Here is a 15,285-nt window from a genome sequence, read left to right on the forward strand (position 1 = left end):
AAATCTAGAGATTGTTGACTCTGAACTCTTTATTGGTCACAAAGTTGTTCGATCCCCGTGCCAAAATCTCTTTTTTAGATTATGGCAAATAATTTTCATCTAAATAGCTTTGAGTTTTGTAAACTCTATATACATAAGACTGTATGGGCGGGGATCGCCTATTATTTTTGCTGCTTTAAATTCTCATGAATTCTTCTTCAGTCTTTAGTAAATATTCTCAATAAGCAACGATTGTTGCAAATACCTCAAAATATTTGCTATATTCTCAACTATGAGGCTTTATTGAGAAAAATTAGTATGACTGTTTACACTTCTACTTCACTAAAAGCGGAATTAAATGACCGGGGCTGGCGTTTAACTCCCCAACGTGAAACAATTCTACACATTTTCCAAGAACTTCCGCAAGGCGAACACCTCAGTGCTGAGGATCTTTATCATCGCCTAGAAACTGATGGTGAAGGAATTAGTCTGTCAACTATTTATCGGACTTTAAAGTTGATGGCTAGAATGGGGATTTTGCGGGAATTGGAACTGGGGGAAGGACATAAACATTACGAACTTAATCAGCCCTACCCCCATCACCACCATCACCTCATCTGTGTCAGATGTAACAGTACAATTGAGTTTAAAAACGACTCAATTTTGAAAATTGGGGCGAAAACTGCCCAGAAAGAAGGTTTTCATCTGCTCGACTGTCAAATGACTATTCATGCAGTGTGTCCCAAGTGCCAAAGAGCTTTGATGCCGTTATAGCACCTGGGTGAGATAACTAAGCGGAGTCTGAAATAAAACAAATCAATGGAATTTTGAGCTATTTCTCGTTCGCTGTTATCGGAGGTAAGAAATCATTTGGGGACTCTTAGTGTTAATACCTAAGCGGATGCTAAAAGCGTCCGCTTCTAATATCCTTGAGACTGATACCGTAAAACTCTTGGGCTTGTTTAATGGCTTTTTTGGTGTCATCTGCCATTACACCATTGAGTTGACCTTTGTAGAAACCTTTTTCTTGTAGTCGTCTTTGAATTTCTAAAACACTAAATTCACTCTTAGGAGTATTAGTCACTAAGCTATATAACTTGGCTCTGGTAGTTGGGCCAGCTATACCACTAGGTGCTAAATAATTAGCGGCTTGAAATCTGCGAACAGCATCTGCGGTATTGGGGCCAAAGTAGCCATTTGGTTCTCCCTGTAAATAGCCAGCTTTGATCAAGTGATCTTGCAGAATCCGAACTGGTTCACCGCGATCGCCCATCCGCAATTTATCGCGATCGGCTACTGCTTTAGGAGCATCCTCTCCATCACCAACACCAAGAGGTGGCAATTTCTTCATTGTTGCTGGGCCTACCACACCATCAGCATCTAGGTTATAAGCTGTTTGGAATCTTTTCACCGCCTCTTCTGTAATTGGGCCAAAGATACCCGTGGCGTTACCGTAATAAAAGCCAGCAACTCGCAATCTTTCTTGTAAAACTCTCACAGATTCACCTTCATCACCTTTCACAAGGTAATTGGGATTGCTGCGCTTGTTAGTTGCTGTTGTGGTTGGAACAACGGTAGGTTTTTTAGCGGTTGTATTGGTGGTAGCTGTTTTTTTCGGTTGTGTACTAACAGCAGTTGTTCTAGTAGCGGTTGTATTTGTACTAGTCTTCTTCGCTGGTGTGGTTGTACTTGCAACTCTGGGCCGCCAGTTGTCTAATTTTTGTAAAGTGGTTGTACCTACGACTCCATCTACTGGTAAGCCAGCAGCTTTTTGAAAGCGGCGTACAGCATCTTCAGTGGGGAAGTCATAAATTTGCGTAACGGGAGCTTGATAAAAGCCTACTTGTTTCAACTTTTGTTGTAGATTCCTGACAGAAGGGCCTTGATCGCCGCGTTCCAGTGCCAAGACACTACTAACAGCACTGAAAATCGACAAAGTGAGGGCAAGAGGTAACATATATCGCCAAGCCCTGCTAGAAAGCCGTTTCCAGTCTGGTGTTGCTGCTGTGTTAAAAAAATCTTTCAGAGAAACCAATTCACTGGATTCGCTGTCTTCATAGGCAAAAGCTAGGTGGAAATACGCGAGGTTGTCCATATGGGGTTCCTACACCACTTATTTTTCTTCAATTGCTGCTTCAGCTTGATGTACTAAGGCTCGTAACATTTCCAATGTTTGTGTATTTACATCCTGCCATAAACTGCGCTTATGTGCTTCCAATAATTTCTCAGCAATATCACGCAAAGCCCACGGATTTTTTTGCTGAATAAATTCTTCCACAGCAGGATCGAGCAAATAAGTATTTACTATACCTTGATACATATAATCTTCGACACATTGAGTTGTGGCATCGTAGGCAAAAAGAAAATCTACTGTCGCCGCCATTTCAAATGCGCCTTTGTAGCCGTGGCGCATTACCCCAGCAATCCACTTAGGATTAATGACGCGGGAACGATATACCCGAGCAATTTCCTCTTTGAGTTGGCGGACTTTTGGTTGAGCAGTATTAGAATTATCACCAAAATAAATTTGCGGATTCTGTCCTTGAAGAGAACGGACTGCGGCTGTTAAACCACCTTGAAATTGGTAATAATCATCAGAATCGAGTAAGTCATGTTCGCGGTTATCTTGGTTGTGCAGCACAACTTGTGTTTGCATCAAGCGTTGCTGTAAGGCTTCGGGGGCGGCAGTTGGAGATGAGGGGGAGTAGGCGTAAGAACTCCAGTTGATGTAGGCGCGGGCTAAATCTTGATCGTCTGTCCAATTTTGCGATTCCATTAAGCCTTGGAGTCCAGCACCGTAAGCACCAGGTTTAGAACCAAAGATGCGATAGCGCGATCGCATTTGTGCTTCCTCTGAAGTTAATCCTTTCGCTTGCCAAAAATCAGTATCTTGCTGCACTTGCGCCGCTAGGGGGTTTTGTTCTGGTGGTTCATCTAAGGCGGCTACTGCTTGCACGGCTGAGTCAAATAAATCAATCATGTTGGGGAAAGCATCGCGGAAAAATCCCGAAATTCTTAATGTGACATCAACGCGAGGTCTTCCTAACACTGACAACGGTAAAATTTCAAAATCCACTACCCGCCGCGCTGCACCATCCCATACAGGCCGCACGCCTAACAGCGCTAAGGCTTCGGCAATATCATCACCACCTGTTCGCATTGTTGCTGTGCCCCAAACTGATAACGCTAGTGTTTTCGGATACTCACCATTATCTTGAGTGTAGCGTTCAACAAGTGTTTCGGCTGCTTTTCTGCCGATATCCCAGGCTGTTTCTGTGGGTAGGGCACGAATATCTACAGAGTAAAAGTTTTTACCAGTTGGCAATACTTCCGGGCGACCGCGTGTAGGTGCGCCAGAAGCAGCACTCTGAACATATCTGCCATCTAGCCCGCGTAACAAGTTGGTAATTTCTTGCTGGGTTTGTTGTAATGCGGGGAGGAGTTTGAGGGCGATCCAGTGAAGAATTGGGGGGACTGGGGACTGGGTACTGGGTACTGGGTACTGGGGATTGGAAGCTATGAGTTGCTCAACTAGGTAAGCGGCGTGTTCTTCGAGGATTTCTACAGCGTCGCCGATGGTGTGGCAAGATTTCAGCTTGGCTACAAGATGTAAAGGTGCAAGGCTAGATTCTGGTAGGGTAAATTTGTCGCTGAAATTGGCGGTGAGGGGGTCGAAATCTAAACTCCATTCTGCAGCTAAGGCGCGGGTAATACCGATGGAATAACGATTGGGGATGCGTGCGATCGCTACTATTAAATCGCGTAATTGTTGCCCTTGGGGACATTGTCCAAAAATATGCAAGCCATCACGAATTTGGGCTTCTTTTAATTCACAAAGATAGCCATTGATGGAATTTAAAATTAAATTTTCAAAGTTTAAAATGTCTTGTTCATTGGTAATCCCTAAGTCTTGATGTAAATTCTCTTGCAGCATTAGTTCGCGGATGCGATCGCGAATCATCGGTAAACGCACCGGATCTAAACTTTCTGCTTCGTAATACTCATCAATTAAATTCTCTAACTGTTGCAGTGAACCATAGAGTTCCGCCCGCGTCATTGGCGGTGTTAAATGGTCGATAATTACAGCTTGACTGCGGCGTTTAGCTTGTGAACCCTCACCTGGATCGTTGACGATAAACGGATACAAGTGAGGCATTGCCCCCAAAGCCACTTCTGGATAACAATTGCTCGATAAAGCTAAACTTTTACCGGGAAGCCACTCAAGATTGCCATGTTTTCCGACGTGAACAATAGCATCCGCACCAAAACATTCCTTTACCCAATAATAAAAAGCTAAATAATTATGAGTTGGTTCTAAATCCGGTGCATGATAATTCAAACTAGGGTCAAGGTCATAACCTCTTGATGGTTGAATGCCTACGAAGATGTTACCGAGTTGAATGCCAGGAATGGGCATGGGGCATTGGGCATTGGGCATTGGGTAATTGGTAATTGGTAATTGGTAATTGGTAATTGGTAATGGGATATGTTTTGTTTCTCCCTCATCTGCCTTATCCCCAATCCCCAATACCCAGTCCCCAGTCCCCAGTCCCCAGTCCCCCCATCGCTGAGTAATACCTTGCTGTACTGCTGATGGCAAGGTGGCGAAATAGTTTTGGTATTCTTCCAGAGAAAGGCTTTGGTTGACTGCGCGCCAATCCCTACCCTCTGGATCGTTGGTTACGCCAGTGGTGAGGCGTTGAATTAATTCATCGCTATTAGCAGGTAAATTTTCTAGGTGATAGCCGGCTAATTGCAAAGCCTTGAGAATTTCTACACAACTAGCTGGGGTATCTAATCCCACGCCATTAGCAAGTCTGCCATCGCGGTTGGGGTAATTGGCGACAATGACGGCAATACGCCTTTCTTGGGGTGGCTTAGAACGTAAGCGTACCCAATTAGCTGCTAGTTGAGCGACAAACTCAATGCGATCGCTTATTGGTTCATAAACTACCACATCGGTTTCTAAATCCTGATTGCGCGTTTGCACTGTTTTAAAAGAGACAGCACGGCTAATGATTCGCCCATCTACCTCCGGTAGTGCCACATTCATGGCAATATCACGGGGAGAAAGCCCTGTCATTTGCGATTCCCACTGTTCCACTCTCCCCCCACTGAGAATAACTTGTAACACTGGCACATCCAATTTTTCCCAAAGTTCAATCTGGGGTGTTTCTGTCTCTAAGCGCGCCAGGGAAAAGCTAGTGGTATTAAGCAGTACTGCAATTTGTTCTGAGTCCTTGGGTTGGAAAAACTCGCTCAACTCCTCTTGAATATCCGGTTCGCGCAATGAAGAAACAAACACAGGCACAGGCTGTAAATTTTTCTGTACCAAAGCTTGACATAAACTATCAATTACTCTTGTATTGCCAGAAAGATAGTGAGCGCGGTAGAACAGAATGCCGACTTTGGGCATGGGGCATTGGGCATGGGACATTGGGCATGGGGCATTGGGCATTGGGCATTGGGCATCACTTCTTTCTCCCTCATCCCCAGTCCCTAGTCCCCAGTCCCCAGTCCCCAGTCCCCACTCATACAACCCAATTCGCGGCACTAATTCCGGTGCGGGAGGATTAAAAGAAGTTGAAAGGCAACTGTCAGCAATAAACTGGAGGGCGTGAACAAAATTCTTTACACCACCTTGGCTAAAGTACTGCCATACTTGGTTCACAATATCTAAAGGCACGCTAGACTGAGAAACTAAATGGGGATCAAAAGCATCATCCCCTGGCATTACAATGAGGTTTATACCATTACTTTGAACAATTTCTTGTACTACTTCTAAACCGTAAGCCCAATAGGAACGTCCTCCTAGTAAGCGCACAATAATTACTTGAGCAAGTTCTAAAACTTCCTCGCCATAACTGTCTATACTTATTTGTTGTTGTAACTGCAACAGGTTGGCAACTCTTAATGCAGGAAACGTCGCAGGTAATTGGGGAACCGCAGCTGCCAGGGTTTGAATGTCTGTATCAGCAGCCGTAATAAACACAAAGGGAGCTGGAGTTTGTTCTATAAAAATCAAGTCTTCTGACTGATTCCATCCTCCGGATGTGGCACTTACACGATGCATAATTCTGTATTACCGTCTTAAACTGTTGATTAGAACACAAAAAAATCTTTGAGCGTTAGCAGCTAGCCTCTCACACCAGACTTTTAACAATGCTTAGTTCTTCTGATTTGAGCTTCTCTCGAACCTTACCCTTAGATACATTTAATCAGCTTGGGGAATTGTTACAACAGATGGCTCAAGCAGTGGGAAGTGCAGCTTTGGTGTTAACAGAAGCGGTGTTGGCAAGGATTCGCGTCCCTGCAGAGTGGCAGGAGCAAAGGTTTACATTGCTGGTGTCTGAGGGGTTTAGTGCGCTGTTAATGGGAAATCTCACCCAGAGAGAACAGCAATCACCTGATACGGAGGTAAGAGGAGCTAGCTTTACAACGGGGACAAATTCCGCTAATAATTTGCTCAACTCTGGTAACCAGCCCAAGCAACTTTCCTCTACATCGCAGCTTACCAGTATTTCCTATTCTCAGGATGCAGCAGAGCTGAATACGAGGTTGACATTTAATTGCGAAGCGATCGCTTCTTTCTTGGTAAAACTGCGAGATTTGTTTGGCGCTGATTCCTATACTTACCAAAATCTGCAACGTTATAGTCAAATTCTCCGTACTAATGATGCTACGCTCCAAAGTCAATTTACGCTGTTGTTATTAGAATATCTCTTGCCGCAGCTGAATCAGCAGGTAGATTTTGCACAAACTTTGAATGAGCCTCATGCTTATATTTGTCAACCTGTGGAAGATGCACTGAAAAAACAGGTTGCTCAAGAACGGCTGTTGAATCAAGTTACAAACCAAATCCGCAGAAGCTTGGATTTATCTGTCATCATGACGACGGCGCTCACACAAGTACGTGAGTTTTTAGAATTAGACAGATTAATAATTTATAGATTTGAGGATGGAAGAGCCACCAATACCTCATACAACTTTGATGCTGCGTCCTTAAATAGTGATAATTACCGTACCTGGTTTGGTAATCAACCAGGAGAACCTCCCCATCAACTCAACGGACAATATGCACTGTCAACACCAACCAATCCCCAACCCCCACTACAAGATTATCAACTACATGGGGGTTGTATAGTCTATGAAGTCCGTGCTAACGAGGCAATTCCTTCTGTTTTGAATTATCGGGAAGAAACTTGCTTTGTACATCACTCCCAATGTTGGGAGAAGTATCGCCAAGGTTTTACCTTAGCGGTGGTTGATGTGGAAAAAACTTACAGCCTTGAACAATGTTTGTTAAATTTTTTAAGGGAAGTTCAGGTACGTGCTAAGGTAGCCGCCCCCATTATGTTTGAGGAAAAACTTTGGGGACTGCTAATTGCCCATCAATGTCACCATCCACGAGAATGGACTGAAAACGAAAAAACCTTGCTGAGTGCGATCGCAGAACAATTAGCGATCGCTATTCACCAAACCGAATTAATGCGATCGCTGCGAGATGCTGCCAGAACTCTCACTCAAGAAAAGCATACCCTGGAACAACGAGTAGCTGAACGCACACTAGAGCTACGCGATGCTTTACTCGCCGCAGAAGCCGCTAGCCGCCTGAGAAATGAATTTTTAGCGACAATTAGCCATGAATTGCTTACGCCCTTAACTTATGTCATCGGCATGTCTTCCACGCTGTTACGCTGGCCTTTGGGTGAATTGAGCCAACGTCAACGAGATTATCTTCAAACCATCCACGACAGTGGCGAGCATTTATTAGAAATGATTAATGACATCCTCGATTTATCGCAAATTGAGGCAGGCAAAGCAGTTTTAAATATTACAGAATTTTCCTTAAGAGATATCGCAGAAAATACGGTAAAAACTTTAGAAGACAGAGCCAATCAGGTACAGTTGCAGCTGACGCTTGATTTGCAAATCGATCCAAGACGCGATCGCTTTACTGCCGATGCAACGAGAATTGAGCAAATTATTTCTAATTTATTAACAAATGCCATTAAATTTACCCCGAAAGGCGGCAATGTGACTTTACGCTTGTGGGTAGAAGAAGAAACTGCCATCTTTCAAGTAGAAGATACAGGTATTGGCATTCCTGAAGAACAGTTACCTCTACTATTTGAAAAATTTCAACAACTCGATACACCCTATCGCCGCCGCTACGAAGGTACAGGATTAGGTTTAGCCTTAACTAAACAACTAGTAGAACTCCATCGCGGGCGCATTGAAGTAGAGTCTACTGTAGGCATCGGTTCAATTTTCACCGTGTGGATACCAGCGCAGCCGATGACGGTGTGTAAGTCGTGATTGGGGATTGGGGAACTCGGGGCCCCCTCTGGGGATAAGGGGTAATGGGGATTGGGGACTGGGGACTGGGGACTGGGGATGAGGGAGATGAGGGAGACAAGGGGACAAGGGGACAGGGAGATATACCCATTACCCATTACCCATTACCCATTACCCATTACCCATTACCCATTACCCATTACCCATTACCCATTACCCATTACCCAATGCCCCATGCCCCATGCCCCATGCCCCATGCCCAAAAGGCTTAATTGTCTCTTGCCAAGCCCCCGTTGATTCACCGTTGCATCAACCGCTAGTAATTGCAGCGATGGCACAGGCGGCGGTGAATAATGGCGCTGTTGGGGTGCGGATAGATACCCCCAATCACATTCAAGCTGTGCGTGCTTGTGTGAATGCGCCGATTATTGGGCTATGGAAACAAGTTATAGCTGGCTACGATGTCTACATTACCCCTCAGTTTCATCATGCTGTAGCTGTGGCGGCTGCTGGGGCTGATATTATTGCCATCGATGCCACAATGAGAAGCCGCCCTGGTGATGAGCAATTAGCAACGATGATTGCCAGAATTCATCAAGAATTAAATAAACCAGTTATGGCAGATGTCGATACAATTGAGGCGGCAAAAGCAGCAGTCAATGCTGGAGCAGATATTGTGGGAACAACTCTTTTTGGTTACACAGCCGCAACCAAAGATTTTACGCCTCCTGGTTGGGAACTCCTCAGCCAGATGGTTGAACAGCTAAATATTCCCGTGATTTGTGAAGGTGGGATAGCTTCACCCCAAATGGCTCGCCAAGCCTTAGCTTTAGGGGCTGATGCTGTTGTCGTTGGTACTGCTATTACTGGGATTGACATTCAAGTCAGAGCCTATAAATCAATAATGAGTTCTGAAAAATTATGAAAATACTTGTACTGAATGCCGGATCTAGTAGTCAAAAAAGTTGTCTTTATGAAATCAAAGATGATTTTCTCCCCAAACAAGCACCTCAACCGCTTTGGGAAGGTAAAGTCAACTGGACGAAAGAGCAAGGTGTCGCAGAAATTCAGGTGAAAACCGCTACAGGTGAAGTGCTGGAAGAATCAATCTATGCGGACTCGCGACAGGCACATGTCACCTATATGCTTTACACTCTGACTCGCGGTGCTACCAAGGTAATTGGTAATCTGTCAGAAATCGATGTGGTAGGTCATCGTGTAGTACATGGGGGAGAAGATTACCGTAAAAGTACGGTGATTAATGAGGATGTGAAAAAAGCGATCGCCCAACTTGCTACTTTAGCACCTGTACATAATCCGGCGGCTGTGGAAGGTATAGAAGCCATCGAGCAAAGCTTGGGTGATGTGAAGCAGGTGGCAGTATTTGATACTGGATTTCATGCCACTATCCCTGATGCTGCGGCAATCTATCCCGGCCCTTATGAGTGGGTGGAGCAAGGTATCCGCCGCTATGGGTTTCATGGTATCAGTCACCAATACTGCGCTCAACGGGCGGCTGATATCCTGGGACGAGATTTAGCATCGCTGAAATTAATTAATTGTCATTTAGGTAACGGCTGTTCTTTAGCAGCAATTCAAAACGGCCGCAGCATAGATACGACTATGGGCTTTACACCCTTAGATGGGTTAATGATGGGTAGTCGTTCTGGTTCCATCGATCCAGGGATTTTAATTTACCTGCTACGACAATCTAATTATTCTGCCGAAAGTCTTGATTATGTTCTCAATAAATCTTCTGGGTTACGTGGAATTTCTGGTATATCCAGTGATTTGCCAGAAGTAATCGCTGCGATCGCTCAAGGTAATTATCGCGCCCAGTTAGCTTGGGATATGTACGTGCATCGCTTGCGTGCTGGCATTGGTTCTATGCTTGCCAGTTTAGGGGGCTTAGATGTTCTAGTATTTACCGCAGGTGTCGGTGAAAAATCCCCTGGAATTCGTCAAGCTGTTTCCGAAGGCTTTGGGTTTTTAGGGCTGAAAATCGACCCCCAGAAAAATCAACAAAACCCCGTTGATATCGACATCACCACCCCAGAATCAACGATACGGGTCTTAGTCATTCATACTCAAGAAGATTGGGCGATCGCACAACAATGCTGGTTACTTTTAACTAAGTAAAAATAGTACTTCTATTTTTCACCCAATTACTACTCTGCATCACCATTAGCCTTGGCTGTTGATTTTTGTTGTGCTGTAATTAGATATACCAGTCAATGCCTTGAGATATTGCAGTTTCTTGGTGGAAGTTGTCAATTGCCATAGGGGATAGGGAATTAAAAAATATACTAGACTCTTGTACAGACGCGATTCATCGCGTCTGTGCATCTCTTGACAACCCCCACCAATCAATATGCAACTTCCATGCATTACAGCTGACAAATAATCCCCAGCTAATAAGGTCAGTCAATCACAATGTTTGCTTTATATCGTGAAACTATCAATACATTTTTGACAATTAGTGTCTGTATTCTAGGAATTGCCTTGATGCAATTACCTCGAATGCACAGCTTTTTAAATAATCGAGACACTGCTTCTGTAGAAACGCTAGAAAGAGAAATTAAAGCAGAACAGGTGCGATTAAATTTTTTAAAACAAACGCCTGGCTTTGGCTATGAAAACTTGATTGCTGATTGGGTATATTTAAATTTTCTCCAATACTTTGGTGATGAAGAAGCACGCGAGAAAACAGGTTATGCAGCCAGCCCTAAGTATTTTGAAGTGATTCTCGGGCATAACCCCAGATTTCTAGATGCTTATTTAGGCCTATCTGTCAGTACTTCTCTTTATGCAGGTTTACCTGAGCGTTCTATAGAATTAATGGAACATGGGTTACAATTTTTATCGCCTAAAGTTCCAGAAAATGCTTATTATGTATGGCGTTATAAAGCTATCGATGAATTATTGTTTTTAGGTGATGCCCAAGCATCTAAAAAATCTTTAATGCAAGCTATAGATTGGGCTAGCACTTATGACGATGAAGAAAGCCAGAATGTAGCTAAAATCTCTCAAAAAACTGTGAAATTTCTAAGCAGTAATCCTCATAGTAAACATGCTAGAATTTCTACATGGGTCATGGTATTAAATAACGGAGTTGATAAAAACACGCAACAAAGAGCAATTAGAGAAATCGAAGCTTTAGGTGGCAAAGTAGTTAAAACTCCAGAAGGTAATAATCAAATTCTATTACCGCCAAAAGATTAAATTTGGCGTTTGTTAAGGAAGGAGTCCTAATGAAACAAGTTTCACCACCAAGCATTTAAGTAATTCTTACCTGTTCCCTGTTGCCCGTTAAGTCCTCCCTGTCAAATTAGCTATGACTGCGACTAATTCTGCGGGATTCACGGGTTTGGGAATGTGGAGTTGAAAGCCGGCTAATAAGGCTTGTGTGCGGTCTTCTGACCTGGCGTAGGCTGTGAGTGCAACGGCGGGTATTCTTCCTCCCTGTTCTGGAGGTAGTCCCCGGAGTTGGCGAATTAAGACATAGCCGTCTTCTTTGGGCATTCCAATATCGCTTACTAAGACATCAGGGTGGAATTGGGGCACAGCAGCTAGGGCCTCAGCAGCTGATGCTGCTGTCATGACTTGGGCACCATAGGGTGATAAAACGGTGGTGAGTAATTGTCTTGCATCTGGCTCATCATCCACAACTAACACGCGTAAACCATTGAGGGTTTGTGGTTCATTGGGGCGATCATCGCTATTGATGAGGGGTTCGCGTTGGGGTGAGGTGGTATGGTCTACAGCAACTGCTTTCATGGGTAAATTAACAATGAAAGTTGCACCTTTACCAATGCCTGGACTTTCCGCCGAGACTGTGCCACCGTGTAATTCTACCAGATGACGGACGATCGCTAGTCCTAATCCCAAACCGCCATGCGATCGCGTGCTGGAACTGTCGGCTTGGCGAAAGCGGTCAAATACGAATGGTAGGAATTCTGGGGGAATACCGCTACCATTATCGCTGACGCGAATTTGCACGCGAGAATTAATTCTTTGTAACTGCACCTCAACTTTGCCGCCTTTGGGTGTAAATTTGACGGCATTGGAGAGCAAATTCCAGATAACTTGTTGTAAGCGGTTAACATCAGCGATCACAATGCCGATATCTGAGTCAAATCTGCATTCGATGCGAATTTCTTTAGCATCGGCGGCTGGATGTACTGTCTCGATGGCGGCTTCGACAACTGGAACTAGTTCTACTCGCTGTAGATTTAAGGAGAGTTTACCTTGGATAATCCGGGAGACATCTAAGACATCTTCAATCAGTTGCGCGAGAGATTTGGTATTGCGGTCAATTGTTTCTAAGGCGCGAGCTGTAGTATTTTCATCAAATCTGCGGCTTTTGAGTAGCTGCGTCCAGCCTAGCATAGCGTTGAGGGGGGTACGCAGTTCATGAGAAAGCGTCCCTAAAAACTCGTCTTTCATACGGTTGGCGGCTTCGGCTTCAGCTAGTAATCTTTCCCGTTCTTGCTCTGAGAGTTTGCGATCGGTAATATCAATCATGAAGCCATGTAATATCTGCGGTTGACCTTCTTCCCGCAACACATTCACAATGTCATATATCCAAACAACTCTGCTATCTGCTGCCAACATTCTATATTCAAATTCGTAATTATCTAATGTCAGCGATGATTCTATACAATACTTTACTGCCCATTCTTGATCGTCTGGGTGAATATGTTCTTGCCAAAAATTATCTGCATACCAATCTATTGTAGGATAACCTAGAATTTCTTCACTTTGCGGCCCAACATAAGTAAAGTTTCCAGTTTGAGCATTAGCTTGCCAAGGAATTACTCGCGCTTTTTCTGTGAGTTTACGGAAGCGTTCTTCACTCTCTTCTAAAGCTTTTTGAGCTTGTTTATTTTCAGTGATATCACTAATTAAAGCAACAAAGCCTTCTACTGTTCCACCGGGGCTAAAATGAGGAACATAGGCACCATGAATATAACGAATGCTACCATCTGGGGGACTAATTTCTACTTCGTAGGTTACTGTTTTTCCTGATAATACTGTTTCGATATAAGGGCGAATTGTCTGGTAATTAGCTTCGCCTACCACTTCTTTAATATGCTTTCCGTGGAGTTCTGAGCTTGATACTCCATACCATTCTGCATATTTTTTATTATTAAATCGGTAGCGTTGTTGATTATCAATATAAGAAATAAATACAGGAACAGCATTAGTAATTAAGCTTAATTGTTCTTCCTTTTGACGTAATATTGCTTCTATTTGTTTGGGAATAGTTAAATCTAAATAAAAGGTAATAATTTCTTCGGGTTCGCTCGCCGATGCTTGTACCAATGCACTACCAATGAGAATAGGAACGCGGGTACCATCTTTACGGATAAATGCCTTTTCAAAAGGAGTTGCTACTCCATGATTTCTTAGTTCTGTAATTGCTTGGTTATCTAAAGATAGGTATTCTGCGGGTGTAATGTGATTGGGGTGAATTGTACCAGCAACCATATCTTCTATGGTGTAACCTAGCATTCTGAGGAAATATTCGTTGGCGTATTTGATGTTTCCCTCAAAGTCAGTGCAAGCAACACCAAAAATATTCGATTCTACTAACCGCCGAAAGCGCTTTTCGCTTTCTTTGAGTGCAGCTTGCGATACTCCCAAGGCGATGGCTGATGTTTCGACTGCATTACGCGCCCGATTGAGCGATCGCGTAATGCCAAATAAAATAAAACTAATAACTACACCCGTAAAGCCAATATAAGGCACTAAATTTCTGGACGATAGTAAATCCATCTCTGGCTGAGACTGGAAAACTATCGTCCAATTACGTCCAGCAATTTTGATTATGTGAGTGGTTTGAAATTGGGGGTGGTAAAAGGAATTGTTAACCGTATAATTACTTTTAGAGGTGTGTAATAAATTGTTTGGCTTAATTTCTGTGCCATCATAAATGTCAAAATTTACTAGAGGCTGTTCTCCGCCAAAAATCCCTTGTAGTAAGTCATCAGCACGATAGGGACTGTAAACAAAGCCGAGTAAATTTGCTTGGCGCTCACCAATTGTATTGGGTATAATTCCTTGACGGTAAACTGGAATGTAAATTAAAAAGCCAGCTTGCTTGTGTTGATCGATTTCCTGTACTAACGTCACCTTACCAGATGCTGCGACTGTGCCACCATCTCGAGCGCGTTCCATCGCCGCACGTCGCACGGCTTCGGTATACATATCGTAACCAATGGCGGCTTGATTGCGCCGATCCAGAGGTTCTAAGTAAATGATGGAGTGGTACTCATTGCGTTGATAATTCGGTCGCAGGTTAAAGTTCTTCACTCCCTGCTTTTGCATATCGCTGAGTAATCCAGGTAATTCTTCTGCGCTAACTCGCTTTGAAAATCCAATTCCCTGAATTCCCGGATAACGTTCTTCTAAGTTCAATCTTTCGACAAAAGCACGAAATTCTGCCAGACTTACTTTTTCATTCGCTGCAAATAAGGCACTACCTGCGCGCAGCAAGGTGATATAGGTATCTAAACGACTTTGAATATTGTCTTGAGTGCGAGTAACTGCATTTTGAAACCGCAACTTATCTTGAGTCGCCGCTGTGATTTCTAGTAAGCCTGTTGCTCCCGCAGTCAGTAACAGCGTTCCTATTAAAACTACATAAGAAGTCCAAGCCGGAAGCTGATTTGCAGATTTCCATGATAAGTGCGATCGCATAGAAAAATTTTACTAATCAGAATTTACATACAGCTGATAAAATTCAAATAAAAAAACACTCTTCTTTAAATCATCAAATTAAAAATCTAGAGAATTAGCACTTGATTTTTAGCAAAATGCAGGAGAAAAGCTTCGTCTTCAAAAAAATATACTCATCATCCAAATTATCACAGGCTAGAGTGTGAACAAATATGTATTTCTTGCTTGATGATAGATGCACACCTATGATACCTCGCCTAAATTAACAGCCAATATTTGCGGGTTATGCATCTATCTAAAGAAGTAACAGAAGATTTTATATATTAT

Annotated in this window: 10 protein-coding genes; 6 read left to right on the forward strand and 4 right to left on the reverse strand. The window is 43.4% G+C overall.

Going from position 1 to position 15,285, the window contains the following annotated elements; all coding sequences use genetic code 11:
- The first annotated feature begins 297 nt into the window (after positions 1 to 297).
- Complete coding sequence (locus HG267_RS32140) at positions 298 to 753, forward strand: Fur family transcriptional regulator (RefSeq protein WP_045873270.1); 456 nt, start codon at positions 298 to 300, stop codon at positions 751 to 753.
- A gap of 130 nt (positions 754 to 883) precedes the next feature.
- On the opposite strand, the gene HG267_RS32145 is transcribed toward HG267_RS32140, so the two are convergent.
- Both HG267_RS32145 and cobN read right to left on the reverse strand, forming a co-directional pair.
- Positions 884 to 2,074: a peptidoglycan-binding protein gene (locus tag HG267_RS32145; protein WP_045873216.1), complete on the reverse strand. Its 1,191-nt coding sequence runs from the start codon at positions 2,072 to 2,074 to the stop codon at positions 884 to 886.
- An 18-nt stretch (positions 2,075 to 2,092) separates the two neighbouring features.
- Positions 2,093 to 6,052, reverse strand: coding sequence for a cobaltochelatase subunit CobN (gene cobN, locus HG267_RS32150; protein ID WP_045873215.1), 3,960 nt, complete (start codon positions 6,050 to 6,052; stop codon positions 2,093 to 2,095).
- A gap of 89 nt (positions 6,053 to 6,141) precedes the next feature.
- Here cobN and HG267_RS32155 point away from each other — a divergent pair, with 89 nt between their 5' ends.
- The 4 genes from HG267_RS32155 to HG267_RS32170 are packed head-to-tail and all read left to right on the forward strand — an operon-like array spanning position 6,142 to position 10,416.
- Positions 6,142 to 8,298, forward strand: a complete 2,157-nt coding sequence (locus tag HG267_RS32155; protein ID WP_045873214.1) for a GAF domain-containing sensor histidine kinase — start codon at positions 6,142 to 6,144, stop codon at positions 8,296 to 8,298.
- Positions 8,299 to 8,342: 44 nt separating this feature from the next.
- On the forward strand, positions 8,343 to 8,549 hold the full coding sequence (locus tag HG267_RS32160) for a hypothetical protein (protein ID WP_235623110.1): 207 nt from the start codon (positions 8,343 to 8,345) through the stop codon (positions 8,547 to 8,549).
- Positions 8,519 to 9,202, forward strand: coding sequence for an N-acetylmannosamine-6-phosphate 2-epimerase (locus HG267_RS32165; RefSeq protein ID WP_045873213.1), 684 nt, complete (start codon positions 8,519 to 8,521; stop codon positions 9,200 to 9,202). Before HG267_RS32160 ends, HG267_RS32165 begins: the two co-directional genes overlap by 31 nt.
- Entirely contained in the window at positions 9,199 to 10,416 is a 1,218-nt protein-coding gene (locus tag HG267_RS32170) for an acetate kinase (RefSeq protein WP_045873212.1), read from the forward strand. Before HG267_RS32165 ends, HG267_RS32170 begins: the two co-directional genes overlap by 4 nt.
- Positions 10,417 to 10,461: 45 nt before the next feature.
- Here the strand turns inward: HG267_RS32170 and HG267_RS32175 are convergent, their stop codons facing one another.
- On the reverse strand, positions 10,462 to 10,623 hold the full coding sequence (locus HG267_RS32175) for a hypothetical protein (protein WP_155539534.1): 162 nt from the start codon (positions 10,621 to 10,623) through the stop codon (positions 10,462 to 10,464).
- A gap of 87 nt (positions 10,624 to 10,710) precedes the next feature.
- Between HG267_RS32175 and HG267_RS32180 the strand changes: the two genes are divergently transcribed.
- Positions 10,711 to 11,499, forward strand: coding sequence for a hypothetical protein (locus HG267_RS32180; protein ID WP_045873211.1), 789 nt, complete (start codon positions 10,711 to 10,713; stop codon positions 11,497 to 11,499).
- Positions 11,500 to 11,586: 87 nt separating this feature from the next.
- Here the strand turns inward: HG267_RS32180 and HG267_RS32185 are convergent, their stop codons facing one another.
- Positions 11,587 to 14,979 (reverse strand): CHASE domain-containing protein, encoded by a 3,393-nt coding sequence (locus HG267_RS32185; protein ID WP_052335350.1) that lies wholly within the window; start codon positions 14,977 to 14,979, stop codon positions 11,587 to 11,589.
- Between the last annotated feature and the right edge of the window lie 306 nt (positions 14,980 to 15,285).

Origin of the sequence: Tolypothrix sp. PCC 7601 (genome assembly GCF_025677855.1) — a bacterium.
In the GTDB taxonomy this organism is placed as follows: domain Bacteria; phylum Cyanobacteriota; class Cyanobacteriia; order Cyanobacteriales; family Nostocaceae; genus Aulosira; species Aulosira diplosiphon.

Bases quoted from the DNA above. Each gene is read 5' to 3' on its own strand.
- HG267_RS32180 (WP_045873211.1), top strand. From the start codon at position 10,711: ATGTTTGCTTTATATCGTGAAACTATCAATACATTTTTGACAATTAGT.
- HG267_RS32175 (WP_155539534.1), bottom strand. From the start codon at position 10,623: ATGCACAGACGCGATGAATCGCGTCTGTACAAGAGTCTAGTATATTTT.
- HG267_RS32160 (WP_235623110.1), top strand. From the start codon at position 8,343: ATGGGGATTGGGGACTGGGGACTGGGGACTGGGGATGAGGGAGATGAG.
- HG267_RS32165 (WP_045873213.1), top strand. From the start codon at position 8,519: ATGCCCCATGCCCCATGCCCAAAAGGCTTAATTGTCTCTTGCCAAGCC.
- HG267_RS32145 (WP_045873216.1), bottom strand. From the start codon at position 2,074: ATGGACAACCTCGCGTATTTCCACCTAGCTTTTGCCTATGAAGACAGC.
- HG267_RS32155 (WP_045873214.1), top strand. From the start codon at position 6,142: ATGCTTAGTTCTTCTGATTTGAGCTTCTCTCGAACCTTACCCTTAGAT.
- HG267_RS32140 (WP_045873270.1), top strand. From the start codon at position 298: ATGACTGTTTACACTTCTACTTCACTAAAAGCGGAATTAAATGACCGG.
- cobN (WP_045873215.1), bottom strand. From the start codon at position 6,052: ATGCATCGTGTAAGTGCCACATCCGGAGGATGGAATCAGTCAGAAGAC.
- HG267_RS32185 (WP_052335350.1), bottom strand. From the start codon at position 14,979: ATGCGATCGCACTTATCATGGAAATCTGCAAATCAGCTTCCGGCTTGG.
- HG267_RS32170 (WP_045873212.1), top strand. From the start codon at position 9,199: ATGAAAATACTTGTACTGAATGCCGGATCTAGTAGTCAAAAAAGTTGT.